The following is a 14,523-nucleotide window of genomic DNA, read 5'->3' as shown; positions in this document are numbered from 1 at the left end:
GGCGGATCCTGAGGGCCACGGCGTAGCGGCGGTGGCACCCGGAGGCGAGCGCGGGACGAATCGTGTCCTGAGCCGGGACGTGGCCCTGTCGGGGGCCTGGGTGCTCCGGCCCCAGGCCCCTGTGTGCCCACAGCTCAGGCCGGGGTCTGGGGGCGGAGCCCCAGGCGCCTCAGCGCAGGCGGTCCTCGGCGATACGGGCGGCGACCCGCTCGAGAATCGGTCCCGCGTCCGCGATGCACCTGGCGACATCGGGCTCGACGGACGTCAGCGGGTACGCCTGGGCGATCCCCGCCCCCCGCAGCGCCTCCGGGGACAGCGCCAGCCGCCCGCACACCGCCACGACCTCCTTGCCGGCGGCCCCGGCCGCCGCGGCGACCCCCGCCGGTGCCTTCCCGTGCAGCGTCTGCTCGTCCAGCGAGCCCTCACCGGTGATCACCAGAGAGGCCCGCTCCAGCGCGGGCGCGAAACCGAGGACGTCCAGCATGACCTCGATGCCGGGCCGGAACCGGGCCCCCAGCAGCAGCGCGCCGTAGCCGATGCCGCCCGCCGCACCCGCACCCGGCGCCGCCGCGTACTGCGCGGCACGCGGGCCCACGGCCGCCTCCAGCACCTTCGCGAAGTGGACCAGCGCCGCGTCCAGGGTCTCCACGTCGTCCGGGGAGGCGCCCTTCTGCGGGCCGTACACCGCCGGCGCGCCCTTCGGCCCGGTCAGCGGATTGTCGACGTCGCTGGCGAGGACCAGCTCCACGGTCGACAGCCGCGCGTCCAGGCCGGACAGGTCCGCCCGCGCCAGATCGGCGAGCCCGCCGCCGCCCGGCGGGACCGGTTCCCCGTCCTCGTCCAGGAACCGCGCGCCCAGCGCCGCCAGCATGCCCGCGCCGCCGTCCGTCGTGGCGCTGCCGCCGACGCCGAACACGATCGTCCGCGCGCCCGCGTCGAGCGCGGCCCGCAGCAGCTCGCCGGAGCCGTACGTCGAGGCCGTCAGGGGCGCGAAGACGCCGGCCGGGAGACGCTGGAGGCCGCTCGCCTCGGCCATCTCCACGACCGCGGTGTCGCCGCGCAGCGCGAACGCGGCCGGCACCTCCTGGCCCAGCGGCCCGGCGACCCGGACCTCCCGGCGCTCGAAACCGGCCGCGACCGCCGCGTCCACCGTCCCGTCGCCGCCGTCGGCCACGGGCAGCGCCTCGACCGCGAGGTCCGGCACGACCCGGCGCAGCCCGGCCGTCACCCGCTCGGCGACCTGCACGGCCGTCAGCGAGCCCTTGAACTTGTCCGCGGCGATGAGCACCCGACGGGTCTCGTTCACTGCAGCGTCCGCCACCTTGCTTTCCCCTTGCTCTCCGGGCCCTGCGCACGTCAGGGCCAGTCGCGCCGCTGCGACCTTAACCGGAGGACACCCTCGCCGTCATGCCCCGACCGAAGGCTGGGAAGCACCTGGAACGGCCGGGAAGCGCCGGGCAGGCACCCGGGAAGACCCTGGGAAGAAGCCGGGGAAAACGGGTAGACCCCAGCCATGACCAGCCAGCGCCCCGGATCCGCCGCCCTCGCCGACCGCATCCACGGCGGCTGGCTCGGCCGGATCGCGGGCAACATGCTCGGCAAGCCGGTCGAGCAGGGCGAGGTGTGGACCCGCGAGCGCATCGACCGTTATCTGCGCAAGGCCGAGGCCCTGCCGCTCACCGACTACCTGCCCGAGCCCGCCGACCCGGCCGAGACCGCCGCACTGCGCCCGGAGTGGCGTGTCTGCGTGCGCGGCCGGATCCACGGCAGCTGCCGGGACGACGACGTCGACTACGCGATCCTCGGCCTGCACCTGCTGGAGACGCACGGCTTCGGTTTCAGCACCGAGCAGGTCGGCGACCTGTGGCTGCTCAGGCTGCCGTACCTGCAGACGTTCACCGCGGAACGGGCGGCGTACCGCAATCTCGCGAACGGGCTGAAGCCGCCGCTGACGGCGACGTACGACAACCCGTACCAGGAGTGGATCGGCGCGCTCATCCGCGCCGACGTCCACGGCTGGACCCGCCCCGGCGACCCGGCCGGCGCCGCTGCCCTGGCCCGCCGGGACGCGGTGCTGTCGCACACCGGCAACGGCGTGTACGGCGCCATGTGGGCGGCCGCGCTGATCGCGGCGGCGTTCACCGCGCCGACCGTGCGGGACGCGCTGGAGAGCGCGCTCTGCGTCATCCCGGCGAGCAGCCGCCTGGCCCGCACCGTACGGCGGGCCATGACCCTGCACGAGACGCGGCTGCCCTGGGAGGAGACCCTGGCCACGCTGTCCGCGGAGACCGCCGGGCTCGGCTGGATCCACACCGTCCCGAACGCCGCCGTCCTCACCGCCGGGCTGCTGTACGGCGACGGTGACTTCACCCGGACCCTCGCGCTGACCGTCCGCGGCGGCCTGGACACGGACTCCAACGGGGCGACGGCCGGCTCGGTGGCGGGCGTCCTCACCGGCGCGGACGCGATCCCCGCCCAGTGGAAGGACCCGCTTCAGGACACGGTGCGGAGCGCGGTGTTCGGCTTCGACGGCGTACGGATCAGTGCGCTGGCGGAACGCACCGTGCGCCTGGCGACGGCCGGCCCGTAGCCGTACGGCGGCTGGTTACCCTTCCCCAATGACCACGACTGGTGACTTCGCCACGTACATCGCGAGCCTGCCCCGTGTCCTCGCCGGTGCCGCCGCGCTCTTCAGGGACGCCGAGGGGCGCGTGCTGCTGGTCGAGCCGAACTACCGCGAGGGCTGGGCGCTTCCGGGCGGCACCATCGAGTCGGACGATGGGGAGACCCCGCGCGAGGGCGCCCGCCGGGAGACTCTGGAGGAGATCGGGCTCGACCGGCGGCCCGGCCGGCTGCTGGCCGTGGACTGGACGCACGGCGAGGACCGCCCGCCGCTGGTGGCGTACCTGTACGACGGCGGTGTCCTCAGTGACGCCGACCTCAAGGCCATCCGTCTGCAGGAGTCGGAACTGCTCTCCTGGCGCCTGGTCCCGCGCGAGGAGATCACCGCCCATCTGCCCGGCGCCCTCGGCCGCCGCGTCCTGACCGCCCTGGACGTCCTGGCGTCCGGCTCGGGCACGGCGGAGCTGGAGAACGGCCACCGGGTGGCATGACCGGCCCCCGCCGGGCCGACGACGACCGCGGCTGCCTGCGCCTGGTCTCGCCGTGCCGCTGACCCTGCTGCCCCTCGCCGCCGGCTTCTTCTGCCGGGCGGCACTGGTGACCCGCCCGTCGGGCACCTCGGACCACGACGCGTACGCCGCCGTCGTCCTCTCCTGCCTCCTCACCCTCGCCGCCGCGGCGGCCGTACTCGGGCTGCGGCTGCTCGGCCGGCGGCGCTGTCCAACCAGGCGCAGGTTCATCAGCCGGGCCGCTGAAACGGATCGGTGGCTGTCGCGGTCAGCAGGATGACCACGGATCTGGCACGTCCGTCGCCCAGCGCCACGCGGTGATGTGCAGCCGCGGCGGGCTCGGCCGGCCCGGCGGACAGGAGGGCGGCCGGCGCCGACACCCGCTTCAGGAGAGCCATCGAGGGGCGTTGATGCAGACCCTCTGGGGCTGCACCATGCCCCTTCGGCCTGCCGCCGAACCTGTCGGTGTCCGCCGGCACCCCCGCGTCCGGTGCGGCGAACGGGCGGGGCAAGATCTTCCTGCGGTGGCTGCGCCGGGACGGGCGGCCGCCCATGGCCGTGCTTCGACAGCGCGATTCTCCGGGAGGAATGACATGCGATTCCGCTGCGCCGTACTCGACGACTTCCAGAACGTGGCGGTCACGTCCGCCGACTGGTCGGTGCTGGGTGACCGCGTGGAGGTCGTCTCCTTCACCGAGCACTTCACGAGCGAGGACGAACTCGTCGCGGCGCTCGCCGACTTCGACTGCGTGGTGACCCTGCGCGAGCGGGTGCCGTTCCCGGCCGGCCTGCTGAACCGGCTGCCCCGGCTGAGGCTTCTGATCGCCTCCGGCATGCGCAACTCGGTGATCGACCACGCGGCGGCCAGGGCCGGCGGCGTCACCGTGTGCGGCACCGAGAGCTCCGGCACACCGCCGGTCGAGCTCACCTGGGCCCTGCTGCTGGGTCTCGCCCGCGGCATCGTCCAGGAGAGCAACACCCTGCGCGAAGGCGGCCCCTGGCAGTCCACCGTCGGTGCCGACCTGCACGGCCGCACCCTCGGGCTGCTCGGTCTGGGCCGGATCGGCAGCCGGGTGGCGCAGGTCGGGCTCGCCTTCGGGATGGAGGTCGTCGCCTGGAGCCAGAACCTCACCAAGGAGCGCGCCGACGAGGCCGGCGTACGCCTCGCCCCTTCCAAGGAGGAACTCCTCGCGAGCAGCGACTTCGTGTCCGTACACCTCGCGCTGAGCGACCGGACCCGGGGGCTGCTCGGCGCCGCCGAACTCGCCCTGCTCAAGCCGACCGCCTACCTGATCAACACCTCGCGGGCCGCGATCGTCGACCAGGACGCGCTGCTCGCCGCGCTGCACGAGGGCCGTATCGCCGGCGCCGGTGTCGACGTCTTCGACGTGGAACCGCTGCCCGCCGGCCACCCGATGCGCAGCGCGCCGCGCCTGCTCGCCACCCCGCATCTGGGCTATGTGTCCCGCGCCAACTACGCGCGCTACTACGGCCAGGCCGTGGAGGACATCCAGGCCTATCTCGACGGCGCCCCGGTCCGGGTCCTCGGCTGACGTGCCCGTCACGCCCCCGGAGGGGCGTGTCCTGCTCAGAAGAGGGCCGTTCCCCGTTCGAAGTCCAGCAGCCGGCGCTTGCGGTCCAGGCCGCCGCCGTAGCCGGTGAGGCTGCCGTCGGAGCCGATGACGCGGTGGCAGGGGACGATGATCCCGACGGGATTGCGCCCGTTGGCCAGGCCGACGGCGCGGGAGGCACCGGGGCTGCCGAGGGCGTCGGCGAGTTCGCCGTAGGTGCGGGTCTCGCCGTAGGGGATGCGGGTCAGCTGCGCCCAGACGCTGCGCTGGAACGGCGTTCCCCGGACGGCGAGTTCGACGGTGAACTCCGTCAGCTCCCCCGCGAAGTAGGCCGTCAGCTGCTCCTCGGCCGCGGCGAAGACGGCCGGGGTGTCGTCGCGCTGGCCGAAGTTCTCCTCGGCCGGGCGGTGCCGCTGGCCGGCCATGTACAGCCCGCACAGGGCGCCGTCGGCGTCGGCGACCAGGGTGAGCGGGCCGTACGGGCTGTCGATCACGGTGTGGCAGGCCACGGGAGTCACAGCGGTCATAGGAGTCACGGGCGTCATGGAAGTCACGGTCGTCGTCGGAGTCACGGGCGTCACGTTCACGGGTGCAACCTTCTTATACCGGGAGGAAGTTGATCGGGTGGCTGTCGGTCGCCCACAGGTACTGCACCGCGTACGCCCGCCACGGCCGCCATGCCTCGGCGCGGGCGGTGAGCGCGGCCGGGGTGGAGGGCAGGCCCAGCTCCCCCGCCGCGCGCCGGATGCCGAGGTCGGTGGGGAGGAAGGCGTCGGGGTCGCCGAGGGCGCGCATGGCGATGACGTCGACGGTCCAGGGGCCGAAGCCGGGGAGGGCGAGCAGCCTGGCGCGCGCCTCGGACCAGTCGCTGTCGACGCCCAGGTGCAGGGTGCCGTCGGCGAGTTCGCGGACGAGGGTGGTGAAGGTGGTGCGCCGGGTGCGGGGCATCGCCAGCGTCCCGGGGTCGACGGCGGCCAGCGCCTCGGGGGACGGGAAGAGGTGGGTGAGGCCGCCCTCGGGGTCGTCCAGGGGCTTGCCGTGCGCGGCGGCCAGGCGGGCCGCGTGGGTACGGGCGGCGGCCGTGGACACCTGCTGCCCGAGTACGGCGCGGACGGCGAACTCGGCCTCGTCGACCGTGCGCGGCACGCGGCGGCCCGGAGCCTTGTCGACCAGGGGTGCGAGGAACGGGTCGGTGCGCAGGTGGTCGTCGACGGCGACGGGGTCGGCGTCCAGGTCGAGCAGGCGACGGCAGCGGCTGATCGCCACGGTCAGGTCGCGCAGGTCGCTCAGGGTGAGGCGGCAGGCGATGTGGTCGGGGCGGGGTGTGAGCGCGACGATCCCGTGGCCGTACGGCAGGCGCAGCGTGCGCCGGTAGGCGCCGTCGCACCATTCCTCGACGCCGGGTACGGCCGTGGCGGCGAGGTGGCCGAAGAGGTTGGAGGGGTTGAGCGGGGCGCGGAACGGCAGCCGCAGGCTGATTCCGCCCGGCGTGCCGGTCCCGGACTCGGGCGCTCGGGTGCGCAGTTCGCTCGGGGTCAGGGCGAAGACCTCGCGGACGGTGTCGTTGAAGGCGCGGATGGAGGAGAATCCGGCCGCGAAGGCGATCTCCGCCATGGGCAGTGAGGTGGTCTCGATGAGCAGCCGCGCGGTCTGGGCGCGCTGGGCGCGGGCGAGCGCGAGGGGTCCCGCGCCCAGTTCGGCGAGCAGCTGCCGCTCCACCTGGCGGGTGCTGTAGCCGAGCCGGGCGGCGAGTCCGGGCACGCCCTCGCGGTCCACGACACCGTCGGCGATGAGCCGCATGGCGCGGGCCACCAGGTCGGCACGCTGGTTCCACTCCGGGGAACCCGGGCTGGTGTCCGGACGGCAGCGCTTGCACGCCCGGAACCCGGCTTGCTGGCAGGCGGCCGCGCTCGGGTGGAACGTCATGTTCTCCGGCTTGGGCGGGACCGCGGGGCAGCTGGGCCGGCAGTAGATCCGGGTGGTCAGGACGGCCGTGAAGAACCACCCGTCGAACCGCGCGTCCTTGGACTGCACGGCGCGTACGCAGTGCTCCCGGTCGAGGTGGGTCGCTGTCTGCATGCCTCCAGCATCGGCCACGCGGGGCAGCCGGTGCTGGCGGAAATCCGACACCGGCGTCCGCGGGCCTGCCGGGTTCCCCGTTCCGGGCGGGGCTTCGGGGCCCGGGGACATCACCTCCAGGTGCCGCACGTGGATCGTCCGGGCCGACCCTGCTCGTGGCCGTACTGCTCCTGCCGTCGCCGCCTACGGTCCTTCTAGGAGCGGCTCTGCTGCCGGAAGCGAGCGACCCACTCGGCGGTGGGCCGCAGTCCGCCGAACGTGTAGAAGTGCACCTTCACCGCGCCGTGCCGCTCGGGGTCGTAGCGGCGGGCGAGCGCGTGCAGGAAGCGGTCCGGGCCGGCCGTGCCCATGAGGTTGGTCAGCGAGAAACCGTACGTGCGGGCGACGGAGGCGCTGGTCGCGACGCCGAAGCGGGTGGCGTAGCCGAGCAGCCGGCGCACGCCCGCCGGTCCGGGCACGCCGATGCGGACGGGCAGGTGCACGCCCCGGGCACGGGCGGCCTCCAGCCAGCCGAGGACCGGGTCGGCGTCGAAGCCGAACTGGGTGATGACATCGCCGCCGAACCGGTGCGCCCCGAGGGCCGCCGCCTTGTCGGTGAGGGCCGACCACAGCGTGCGGTCGGATATCGCGGGGTGGCCCTCCGGGTAGCCGCTGATGCCGACGTGGCGGACGCCGTGGTGCTGGAGCAGCCCGGTGCGCAGGACGGCGAGGGCGTCCTCGTAGGGGCCCTCGGGACGGGCGGGGTCGCCGCCGACGACGAAGACGTTCTCCGCGGTGCCGTCCGCGGCCAGGCCGGACAGGAACTCCTCCAGGGCGGCGCGGGAGGGCAGGCGGCGTGCGGAGATGTGCGGTACGGGGACGAAACCGAGCCGCTGGACCGCGCGGGCGGCCGCCAGCCGCATGCCGAGGTCCTCACCGGCGAGGTAGGTGATGTTGATCCGGGTGCCCCGCGGGATGCTGTCCTGCGCCTCCTCCAGCCGGAGCACGTCCTTGCCGGTCATCTCCAGGGAGAAGTCGTCCAGCAGAGCGGCACCGACGGCCGGGGGGACGGTGAGAGCGGAGTTCATCGTGCTCCTCGTACGACGGCGTTCCTGACCTCGGCCGATGATGTCACGCGGGGAGCGGGGCCAGGGGCCAGGGGGAGGCGGCGGGGCGTGGCGCGAGCCGGGGATCCGTGCCGGCCGGGCCGGCGGGGTGCCTGGCTTCACCTCTTACTACGGCAAACCCCACCCTGACTCCGTCAGCGAAGCTGCGCGGCGAACGCCTCGTACGCCCGCTCGTCGAAAAGCACGAACCGGACCTCGTCGACCGCCGTGTCCGTGGCCCGCACCGTCTCCACGGCGATCCGGGCCGCGTCCTCCATCGGCCACCGGTAGACGCCGGTGGAGACCGCCGGGAACGCGACCGTGCGGGCGCCGAGTTCACCGGCGACCTTCAGGGACTCGCGGTAGCAGGAGGCCAGCAGCGCCGAGCGGTCCTCGCTCCGGCTGTACACCGGACCTACCGTGTGGATGACCCAGCGGGCGTCGAGTGCGCCCGCCGTCGTGGCGACCGCCCGGCCGGTGGGCAGGCCCTTGCCGTAGCGGGAGGCGCGCAGGGCGCGGCACTCCTCCAGGATGGCGGGACCGCCGCGCCGGTGGATCGCGCCGTCGACCCCTCCGCCGCCGAGAAGGGAGGAGTTGGCCGCGTTGACGATCGCGTCGGCGCTCTGCCGGGTGATGTCTCCTTGGACGAGGGTGATGGTGGTCATGTCTGCCTCAGTCTTCGCCAGACGGCCTTGGCCGCGTTGTGCCCCGACATGCCGTGCACGCCGGGGCCCGGCGGGGTGGCCGAGGAACAGATGAAGACGGCCGGATGCGGGGTGTGGTACGGGAACAGCGACAGTCTCGGGCGCAGCAGCAACTGCAGTCCGGACGCCGCGCCGCAGGCGATGTCGCCGCCGACGTAGTTGGCGTTGTGGGCGGCCAGCTCGGCGGGGCCGGCGACGGCGCGGGCCAGCACGCGGTCGCGGAAACCGGGGGCGAAGCGCTCCAGTTGGCGTTCCATGGCGTCGGTGAGGTCGCCGGACCAGCCGTTCGGGACATGGCCGTACGCCCAGAAGACCTGCTTGCCCTCGGGGGCGCGGGTCGGGTCGACGACGCTGGGCTGCACAGTGATCATGAACGGCCGGGCGGGAGCGCGGCCCTCGCGGGAGGCGTCGCGCAGGGCGGTGGCGATCTCGTCCTTGCTCGCGCCGATCTGTACGGTCGTGGCGGCGCGGGCCTCGGGCGCGGTCCAGGGCACGGGGCCGTCCAGCGCGTAGTCGATCTTGAAGACGCTCGGGCCGTAGCGGTAGCTGCGGTAGTGGTCGCCGAAGCCGGCGATGCGGGCGAGCGCGGTGGGCGAGGTGTCGAAGACGTACGCCCGCGCGGGGGGCAGGTCGTCCAGCCGCTTGACCTCGTAGTCGGTGTGTACGGCGCCGCCGAGGTCCTTGAGATAGCCGGCGAGGGCGTCGGAGATCGCCTGGGAGCCGCCGCGGGGCACCGGCCAGCCGCGGGCGTGCGCGGACAGCGCGAAGACCAGGCCGATGGCGCCGGTGGCCAGGCCGTTGAGCGGCGCGATCACATGCGCGACCAGACCGGCGAACAGGGCCTTGGCCCGCTCGTCCTTGAAGCGGCGCAGCAGCCAGGTGGACGGCGGCAGCCCGGCCAGGCCGAAGCGGGCCAGGGTGACGGGGTCGCGTGGGAGCGCGCTGAGCGGCAGGGACATGAAGTCCCGTACGAGGGTGTCCCAGTGGGGGAGGAACGGCTCGACCAGTCTGCGGTACGCGCCCGCGTCGCGCGGTCCGAAGGAGGCGGCCGTCTCGGCGACCGAGCGGGAGAGCACGGCCGCGGTGCCGTCGAGGAAGGGGTGCGCCATCGGCAGCCCGGAATGCAGCCACTGAAGGCCGTAGCGGTCGAGGGGCAGGGCGCGGAACGCCGGTGAGTTGATCCCGAGAGGGTGGGCGGCCGAGCACGGGTCGTGCCGGAAGCCGGGCAGCGTCAGCTCCTCGGTGCGGGCGCCGCCGCCCACGGTGGACTTCGCCTCGAACAGCGCGACGGAGAAGCCGCGGCGGGCCAGCTCCACGGCAGCGGTCAGTCCGTTCGGTCCCGCACCCACCACGACCGCATCGAGCATCGACGGCACCTTCGGACCCCTTCGTCAGCCGATGGCCACTGGGGGCCAGGATATGCCGGAGGACTGACACTCCCCCGGCCCGGGTGGACCGCGCGACCCCGTCCGGCCCGCGGGCGGGGGCGAGAGGAGCCGTACGGGCGCATCCCAGTGGACCCCGCGAGCGCCTTCCGACCAGGGTGACGGGGGCAGGCCGGACGCCACGGCCTCCTCGCCGTCCGCCGGGCACGACGAACCCGCCGGCACCGCCCGGCCCCCGACCGAGGACGAAGGCAGGCGGAACGCCACGGCCTCACCGTCCGCCGGACCCAGCTGAGCGCTGACCGCCACCCGCACCCGGCCGCCGATGACGGATCGGACGCGACGGCACGGGCCCGCAGGGCGCCGGGCGCCCGGCACAGCGGACCCGCCAGCACCTTCGCGACCGCCGGACACGGGGCAGCCGGAACGCCATGGCATCGCCGTCCGCCGCGTACAGCACATCGCGAGCGCCGTCCGGCCACCGGTGACCGGGGCGGAGAGGGCGGACAGGGCGGACTGGTGCGGGACTCAGGCTGCCGTGCGCAGCAGTTCGGTCAGCCGCTGGGCGGTTGCGGTGTCCCGGGCCGCAGTGAACGGCAGTGCGTTGCCGCCGGTCACGCGGAACGGCTCGCCGGCGCGGGTGAGATGCGTGCCGCCCGCCTCCTCGACGAGGAGCAGGCCGGCCGCGTGGTCCCAGGCCGCCTCCCAGGAGAACGCGACGGCGTCCAACTCGCCCCGGGCGACGGCGAGATACTCCAGGCCCGCCGAACCGCAGGGGCGGGGGGCGAGGCCGTCGGTCCACAGGGCGTGCAGGGCGCGCTTCTGCTCGTCGGTGGTGTAGTCCGGGTGGGAGGCGGCGACGACGAGGTCGCGGCCGGACTCGGGCCGGCCCGCGAACAGCCGCTCGCCGTCGAGGTGGGCGCCCCGGCCGCGGACCGCGGTGGCGAGCTGGTCGCGCGCCGCGGCGTAGGTCCAGGAGGCGAGGACGACGCCCCGGTGGGCGAGCGCGACCAGGGTGCAGAACCCGTCGTCGCCGTGCACGAACTGGCGGGTGCCGTCGACCGGGTCGACGATCCAGACCGGTGCGTCGCCCTGCAGCGCCGCATAGGTCGCCGGGTCGGCGTGCACCGCCTCCTCGCCGACCACGACCGAGCCCGGCAGCAGGGCGCCGAGGTCCTCGGTGAGCCGCAGCTCGGCGAGCCGGTCGGCGTCCGTCACCAGGTCGTGGGGGCCGCTCTTCTGGTCCACCTCGTGCTCGGCGAGGCGGCGGAAGCGGGGCAGGATCTCGGCCGCGGCCGCCTTGCGGACGGCCTCCTCCACGTCGGCCGAACAGCGGATGAGAAACTCGTCGATGGTTTCCGTGTCTTCGATCATGCGTCCATGAGAGCACGTCCCACTGACAATCCCCGCCCGCGGGGTGCATACCGGGTGGAATCGGGATGAAGAACGGGCGCCGGATGACCGGTCAGCGTCCGACGGCGTACCCCTGCATCCCGCGCGGGTTGGCCGCCGCCGACAGCACGCCGGTCTCCGGATCCCGGGCCACCGCGCACAGGCGTCCCTCGGACCAGGCGGGGCCGACGGTGACGTCGTGGCCGCGCCTCCGTAGTTCCTCGATGACGTCAGGGTCCATGCGGGACTCCACGGTGACGCTGCCGGGGCGTCGGCCGCGTGGGTGGAAGGAGCTGGGGAAGCTGTCGTTGTGCCAGTTCGGGGCGTCGATCGCGCCCTGGAGGTCGAGGACGCCGCGGACCGGGGCGCGCAGGGCGGCGGCGAGGAAGAAGTGCAGCTGCCACTGGTCCTGCTGGTCGCCGCCGGGCGTGCCGAAGGCCAGGACCGGCACCCCGTCGCGCAGCGCGAGGGACGGGGTGAGGGTGGTGCGCGGGCGGCGTCCCGGGGTGAGCGAGTTCGGCAGGCCCTCCTCCAGCCAGGTCATCTGCAGGCGGGTGCCGAGCGGGAAGCCCAGCTCGGGCACGACCGGGTTGGACTGCAGCCAGCCGCCGCTGGGCGTGGCCGCGACCATGTTGCCCCAGCGGTCGACGACGTCCAGGTGGCAGGTGTCGCCGCGGGTCGTGCCGTCGACGGCCACGTGCGGCTCGCCGGGGATCTCCGCGACCGTCGGCTCGCCCGCGCCCATCGGGTCGACGCCGAGGTTGTCGGTCTCCACGCGCGCGTAGGCCTGCGCCGGCAGCCGCGGGGTGCGTCCGCCGGGGCTGCCGGGCCGCAGTTCCCAGGAGGCCTTGGCGTCGACCAGGGCTCGCCGGCCGGTGTTGTAGTCGTCCGAGAGCAGCTCCGCGAGCGGCACCTCGGCGGCGTCCCCGTACCAGGCCTCCCGGTCGGCCATGGCGAGCTTGCAGCCCTCGATCAGCAGATGGACGTACTCGGCGGAACCGTACGGGGGCAGCTCCGGCGGAAGCAGGGCGAGTTGCTGCAGGAGCGCGGGGCCCTGGCTCCAGGGGCCGGCCTTGCACACGGTCCAGCCGTTCCAGTCGTAGGTCACCGGGGTCTCGTAGGTCGCGGACCAGCCGGCGAGGTCGGCCTCGGTGAGCGTGCCGGTGTGCCGCAGCCCGCTGGTGTCCAGCGTGGGCCGCCGGGACTGCCGTACCAGGGCCTCGGCGATGAAGCCGCAGCGCCACACCTCGCGCGCGGCGTCGATCGCGGCCTCCCGGTCACCTGCGCCCGCGGTCTCGGCCAGCAGTCGCTTCCAGGTGGCGGCGAGCGCGGGGTTGCGGAACAGCTCACCGGGGCGGGGCGCCCGGCCGCCGGGCAGATACACCTCGGCCGACGAGGTCCACTCGGTCTCGAACAGCTCCCGTACGGTCTCCACTGTGGCGCCGGCCTGCTCCACGGGCGCGTGCCCGTGCTCGGCGTATCCGATGGCGTACCGCAGGACGTCGTCCAGGGACTTCGTGCCGTGGTCGCGCAGGAGCAGCAGCCAGGCGTCGAAGGCGCCGGGCACGGCGGCCGCGAGCGGCCCGGTGCCGGGTACGAGGTCCAGCCCGAGCCCCCGGTAGTGGGCGACGGTGGCACCGGCCGGGGCGACACCCTGCCCGCACAGCACCCGCACCGCGCCGCCCGCCGGGGCGAGCAGGATCGGCGCTTCCCCTGCGGGCCCGTTCAGGTGCGGCTCCACCACGTGCAGCACGAACGCCCCGGCGACGGCGGCGTCAAAGGCGTTCCCGCCGCTCTCCAGCACCGCCATCGCCGACTGGGAGGCCAGCCAGTGAGTGGAGGACACCATGCCGTGGGTCCCTTGAAGAGTGGGGCGAGTCGTGAAGTTCATCTCTGACCTCGTCATCTCTGACCTCGGTGTGAGTGGTGGCGCGTCGAGCGGCGGGAACGGACCTGGAGGCCATACTCGTTCATCGGTGCCGCCGGTGGCGTCGGCGATGGCGATGGAGACGTCGACCATGCCCTGGTCCTGGCGCGAGCAGGGCGACGGAGTCCGCGGGCGCCGCGGCGGCGGGCTCGGGCCTTCGCCGCCGTCGCGGTGGGCCGTAATCTCCCGGGCCCGGGGCCGCCGACCGGGCCGGGCCGGCCCGGGCCGCGGGATACCTGACCGGCGCGGTCGGCAGTGCGGGCGTCATCGCCGCCGTCGCAGCGGTTCATCAACGGGTCAAGGGCTGCCCTACCCCGGATCAAACGGTCGTATGGGTTCCGTGTACACCTGCTCAGACTCCCCGACATAGCCGGATTTGCTCCATTGACCGCTGGCTAACGTGGTCGAGCCCAACGGCCACGCGAAACCACGGGGAAGAGGTGAAGGCGGTGGGGGCGCCGATACGGTCACGGCTGCACGATTTCCTGGAGACTGATCCGCCAGGACACGAGACGTCACAGCGGGCTTCCGAGCCGCACCGTTCGACGCTGCTGGACCTGGTGCACGCAGCCCCGCCGCCCCGATCCGCCGCGGACGACCGGCCCGGCCCCAAGCCGGGCGTGCCCGCGTACCACACGCCTGTGTGCGTACCGGCGCATCCGCGGTCCGTAGCGGGGACAGGCCGGGACGGCCGCCCCGCACGCGTGCCGTTCGTCGTCTTCGAGCTGTTCCGGCATCCCGTTCACGGCACCGTGGCCTTCGCCTTCACCACGCCGAGGAAACTGGTGGACGCGCTGGGCGAGGCGCAGCCGTGGGTGGCCGCGTCACTCGGCCCCCTGGCGGAGGGCGTGCGCGAGCAGGGCGTCACCGTCGTGCTCGATCCACGGGTCACGCCCGGAGCACCCAACTGGACGGCGGACGACCTGGCCGCCTACGCGCGGGAGGTGCGCCGGTGAGCGACTTCAAGGTGGTCTACGACGACCTCGCCGCCATGGCGAAGACCTTCCACGAGCAGGCCGGCGACTACCGCAAGCTGCACCCCGACGTGGCGCCGCCGGTGGTCAGCGGGGGCGACGCCGGGCTGGACTCGGCCATCAAGGAGGTCGCGGACCTCATCGTCGCCCTGCACATCGGCATGGCGGACCGGCTGGACGACCACGGGGACAAGGTCGCCTACGCGCGGGACTCCTTCCACCGGCACGACGTGGACGTCCACGGCGCCTTCGAAGACCTGATGGGGTGACGGACG

14 protein-coding genes are annotated in these 14,523 nt (G+C 74.1%); 6 read left to right on the top strand and 8 right to left on the bottom strand.

Annotated features, from left to right (window positions below; all coding sequences use genetic code 11):
- Positions 1 to 169: 169 nt before the first annotated feature.
- The gene (locus tag ABZ624_RS04610; RefSeq protein WP_360082560.1) at positions 170 to 1,306 is read right to left on the bottom strand and encodes a glycerate kinase; all 1,137 of its coding nucleotides are present in this window, start codon (positions 1,304 to 1,306) and stop codon (positions 170 to 172) included.
- 207 nt (positions 1,307 to 1,513) lie between these two features.
- Here ABZ624_RS04610 and ABZ624_RS04605 point away from each other — a divergent pair, with 207 nt between their 5' ends.
- The 4 genes from ABZ624_RS04605 (at position 1,514) to ABZ624_RS04590 (ending at position 4,684) form a co-directional block, all read left to right on the top strand.
- A complete protein-coding gene (locus ABZ624_RS04605) occupies positions 1,514 to 2,590 on the top strand; it encodes an ADP-ribosylglycohydrolase family protein (RefSeq protein ID WP_360082558.1) in 1,077 nt (358 codons plus the stop codon).
- 28 nt (positions 2,591 to 2,618) lie between these two features.
- Positions 2,619 to 3,113, top strand: a complete 495-nt coding sequence (locus tag ABZ624_RS04600; protein ID WP_360082556.1) for an NUDIX hydrolase — start codon at positions 2,619 to 2,621, stop codon at positions 3,111 to 3,113.
- A 52-nt stretch (positions 3,114 to 3,165) separates the two neighbouring features.
- On the top strand, positions 3,166 to 3,411 hold the full coding sequence (locus tag ABZ624_RS04595; protein ID WP_360082554.1) for a hypothetical protein: 246 nt from the start codon (positions 3,166 to 3,168) through the stop codon (positions 3,409 to 3,411).
- A gap of 313 nt (positions 3,412 to 3,724) precedes the next feature.
- On the top strand, positions 3,725 to 4,684 hold the full coding sequence (locus tag ABZ624_RS04590; RefSeq protein ID WP_360082552.1) for a D-2-hydroxyacid dehydrogenase family protein: 960 nt from the start codon (positions 3,725 to 3,727) through the stop codon (positions 4,682 to 4,684).
- A gap of 35 nt (positions 4,685 to 4,719) precedes the next feature.
- On the opposite strand, the gene ABZ624_RS04585 is transcribed toward ABZ624_RS04590, so the two are convergent.
- From ABZ624_RS04585 to ABZ624_RS04555, 7 genes are all read right to left on the bottom strand, one after another.
- Positions 4,720 to 5,211 carry a methylated-DNA--[protein]-cysteine S-methyltransferase gene (locus ABZ624_RS04585; protein WP_360083191.1) on the bottom strand — a complete coding sequence of 164 codons (492 nt, stop codon included), beginning with the start codon at positions 5,209 to 5,211 and terminating at the stop codon, positions 4,720 to 4,722.
- A 91-nt stretch (positions 5,212 to 5,302) separates the two neighbouring features.
- Positions 5,303 to 6,781 carry an AlkA N-terminal domain-containing protein gene (locus ABZ624_RS04580; RefSeq protein ID WP_360082550.1) on the bottom strand — a complete coding sequence of 493 codons (1,479 nt, stop codon included), beginning with the start codon at positions 6,779 to 6,781 and terminating at the stop codon, positions 5,303 to 5,305.
- A gap of 194 nt (positions 6,782 to 6,975) precedes the next feature.
- Positions 6,976 to 7,848, bottom strand: coding sequence for a methylenetetrahydrofolate reductase (locus ABZ624_RS04575; protein ID WP_360082548.1), 873 nt, complete (start codon positions 7,846 to 7,848; stop codon positions 6,976 to 6,978).
- A gap of 173 nt (positions 7,849 to 8,021) precedes the next feature.
- Positions 8,022 to 8,531 carry an O-acetyl-ADP-ribose deacetylase gene (locus tag ABZ624_RS04570; protein ID WP_360082546.1) on the bottom strand — a complete coding sequence of 170 codons (510 nt, stop codon included), beginning with the start codon at positions 8,529 to 8,531 and terminating at the stop codon, positions 8,022 to 8,024.
- Positions 8,528 to 9,946, bottom strand: a complete 1,419-nt coding sequence (locus tag ABZ624_RS04565; protein WP_360082544.1) for an NAD(P)/FAD-dependent oxidoreductase — start codon at positions 9,944 to 9,946, stop codon at positions 8,528 to 8,530. Before ABZ624_RS04565 ends, ABZ624_RS04570 begins: the two co-directional genes overlap by 4 nt.
- A 537-nt stretch (positions 9,947 to 10,483) precedes the next feature.
- Entirely contained in the window at positions 10,484 to 11,329 is an 846-nt protein-coding gene (locus tag ABZ624_RS04560) for an inositol monophosphatase family protein (RefSeq protein ID WP_360082542.1), read from the bottom strand.
- A gap of 91 nt (positions 11,330 to 11,420) precedes the next feature.
- Positions 11,421 to 13,238, bottom strand: a complete 1,818-nt coding sequence (locus tag ABZ624_RS04555; RefSeq protein WP_360082540.1) for a gamma-glutamyltransferase — start codon at positions 13,236 to 13,238, stop codon at positions 11,421 to 11,423.
- Between the two features lie 485 nt (positions 13,239 to 13,723).
- Between ABZ624_RS04555 and ABZ624_RS04550 the strand changes: the two genes are divergently transcribed.
- Together ABZ624_RS04550 and ABZ624_RS04545 are read left to right on the top strand one after the other, a co-directional pair.
- Positions 13,724 to 14,230 carry an SAV_915 family protein gene (locus tag ABZ624_RS04550; RefSeq protein WP_360082538.1) on the top strand — a complete coding sequence of 169 codons (507 nt, stop codon included), beginning with the start codon at positions 13,724 to 13,726 and terminating at the stop codon, positions 14,228 to 14,230.
- Positions 14,227 to 14,517, top strand: a complete 291-nt coding sequence (locus ABZ624_RS04545) for a DUF6317 family protein (protein WP_360082536.1) — start codon at positions 14,227 to 14,229, stop codon at positions 14,515 to 14,517. Before ABZ624_RS04550 ends, ABZ624_RS04545 begins: the two co-directional genes overlap by 4 nt.
- The last annotated feature ends 6 nt before the right edge of the window (positions 14,518 to 14,523 follow it).

This window comes from Streptomyces sp. NPDC007205, from assembly GCF_040634095.1.
Taxonomy (GTDB): Bacteria; Actinomycetota; Actinomycetes; order Streptomycetales; family Streptomycetaceae; genus Streptomyces.
The sequence above is the reverse complement of the archived record's forward strand: the minus strand, read 5'-3'. Positions and strand labels throughout refer to the sequence as shown.

What these genes read in the sequence shown, in the direction of transcription:
- ABZ624_RS04575 (WP_360082548.1), bottom strand. Translation starts at nt 7,848, where the DNA reads ATGAACTCCGCTCTCACCGTCCCCCCGGCCGTCGGTGCCGCTCTGCTG.
- ABZ624_RS04555 (WP_360082540.1), bottom strand. Translation starts at nt 13,238, where the DNA reads ATGAACTTCACGACTCGCCCCACTCTTCAAGGGACCCACGGCATGGTG.
- ABZ624_RS04580 (WP_360082550.1), bottom strand. Translation starts at nt 6,781, where the DNA reads ATGCAGACAGCGACCCACCTCGACCGGGAGCACTGCGTACGCGCCGTG.
- ABZ624_RS04600 (WP_360082556.1), top strand. Translation starts at nt 2,619, where the DNA reads ATGACCACGACTGGTGACTTCGCCACGTACATCGCGAGCCTGCCCCGT.
- ABZ624_RS04590 (WP_360082552.1), top strand. Translation starts at nt 3,725, where the DNA reads ATGCGATTCCGCTGCGCCGTACTCGACGACTTCCAGAACGTGGCGGTC.
- ABZ624_RS04605 (WP_360082558.1), top strand. Translation starts at nt 1,514, where the DNA reads ATGACCAGCCAGCGCCCCGGATCCGCCGCCCTCGCCGACCGCATCCAC.
- ABZ624_RS04560 (WP_360082542.1), bottom strand. Translation starts at nt 11,329, where the DNA reads ATGATCGAAGACACGGAAACCATCGACGAGTTTCTCATCCGCTGTTCG.
- ABZ624_RS04570 (WP_360082546.1), bottom strand. Translation starts at nt 8,531, where the DNA reads ATGACCACCATCACCCTCGTCCAAGGAGACATCACCCGGCAGAGCGCC.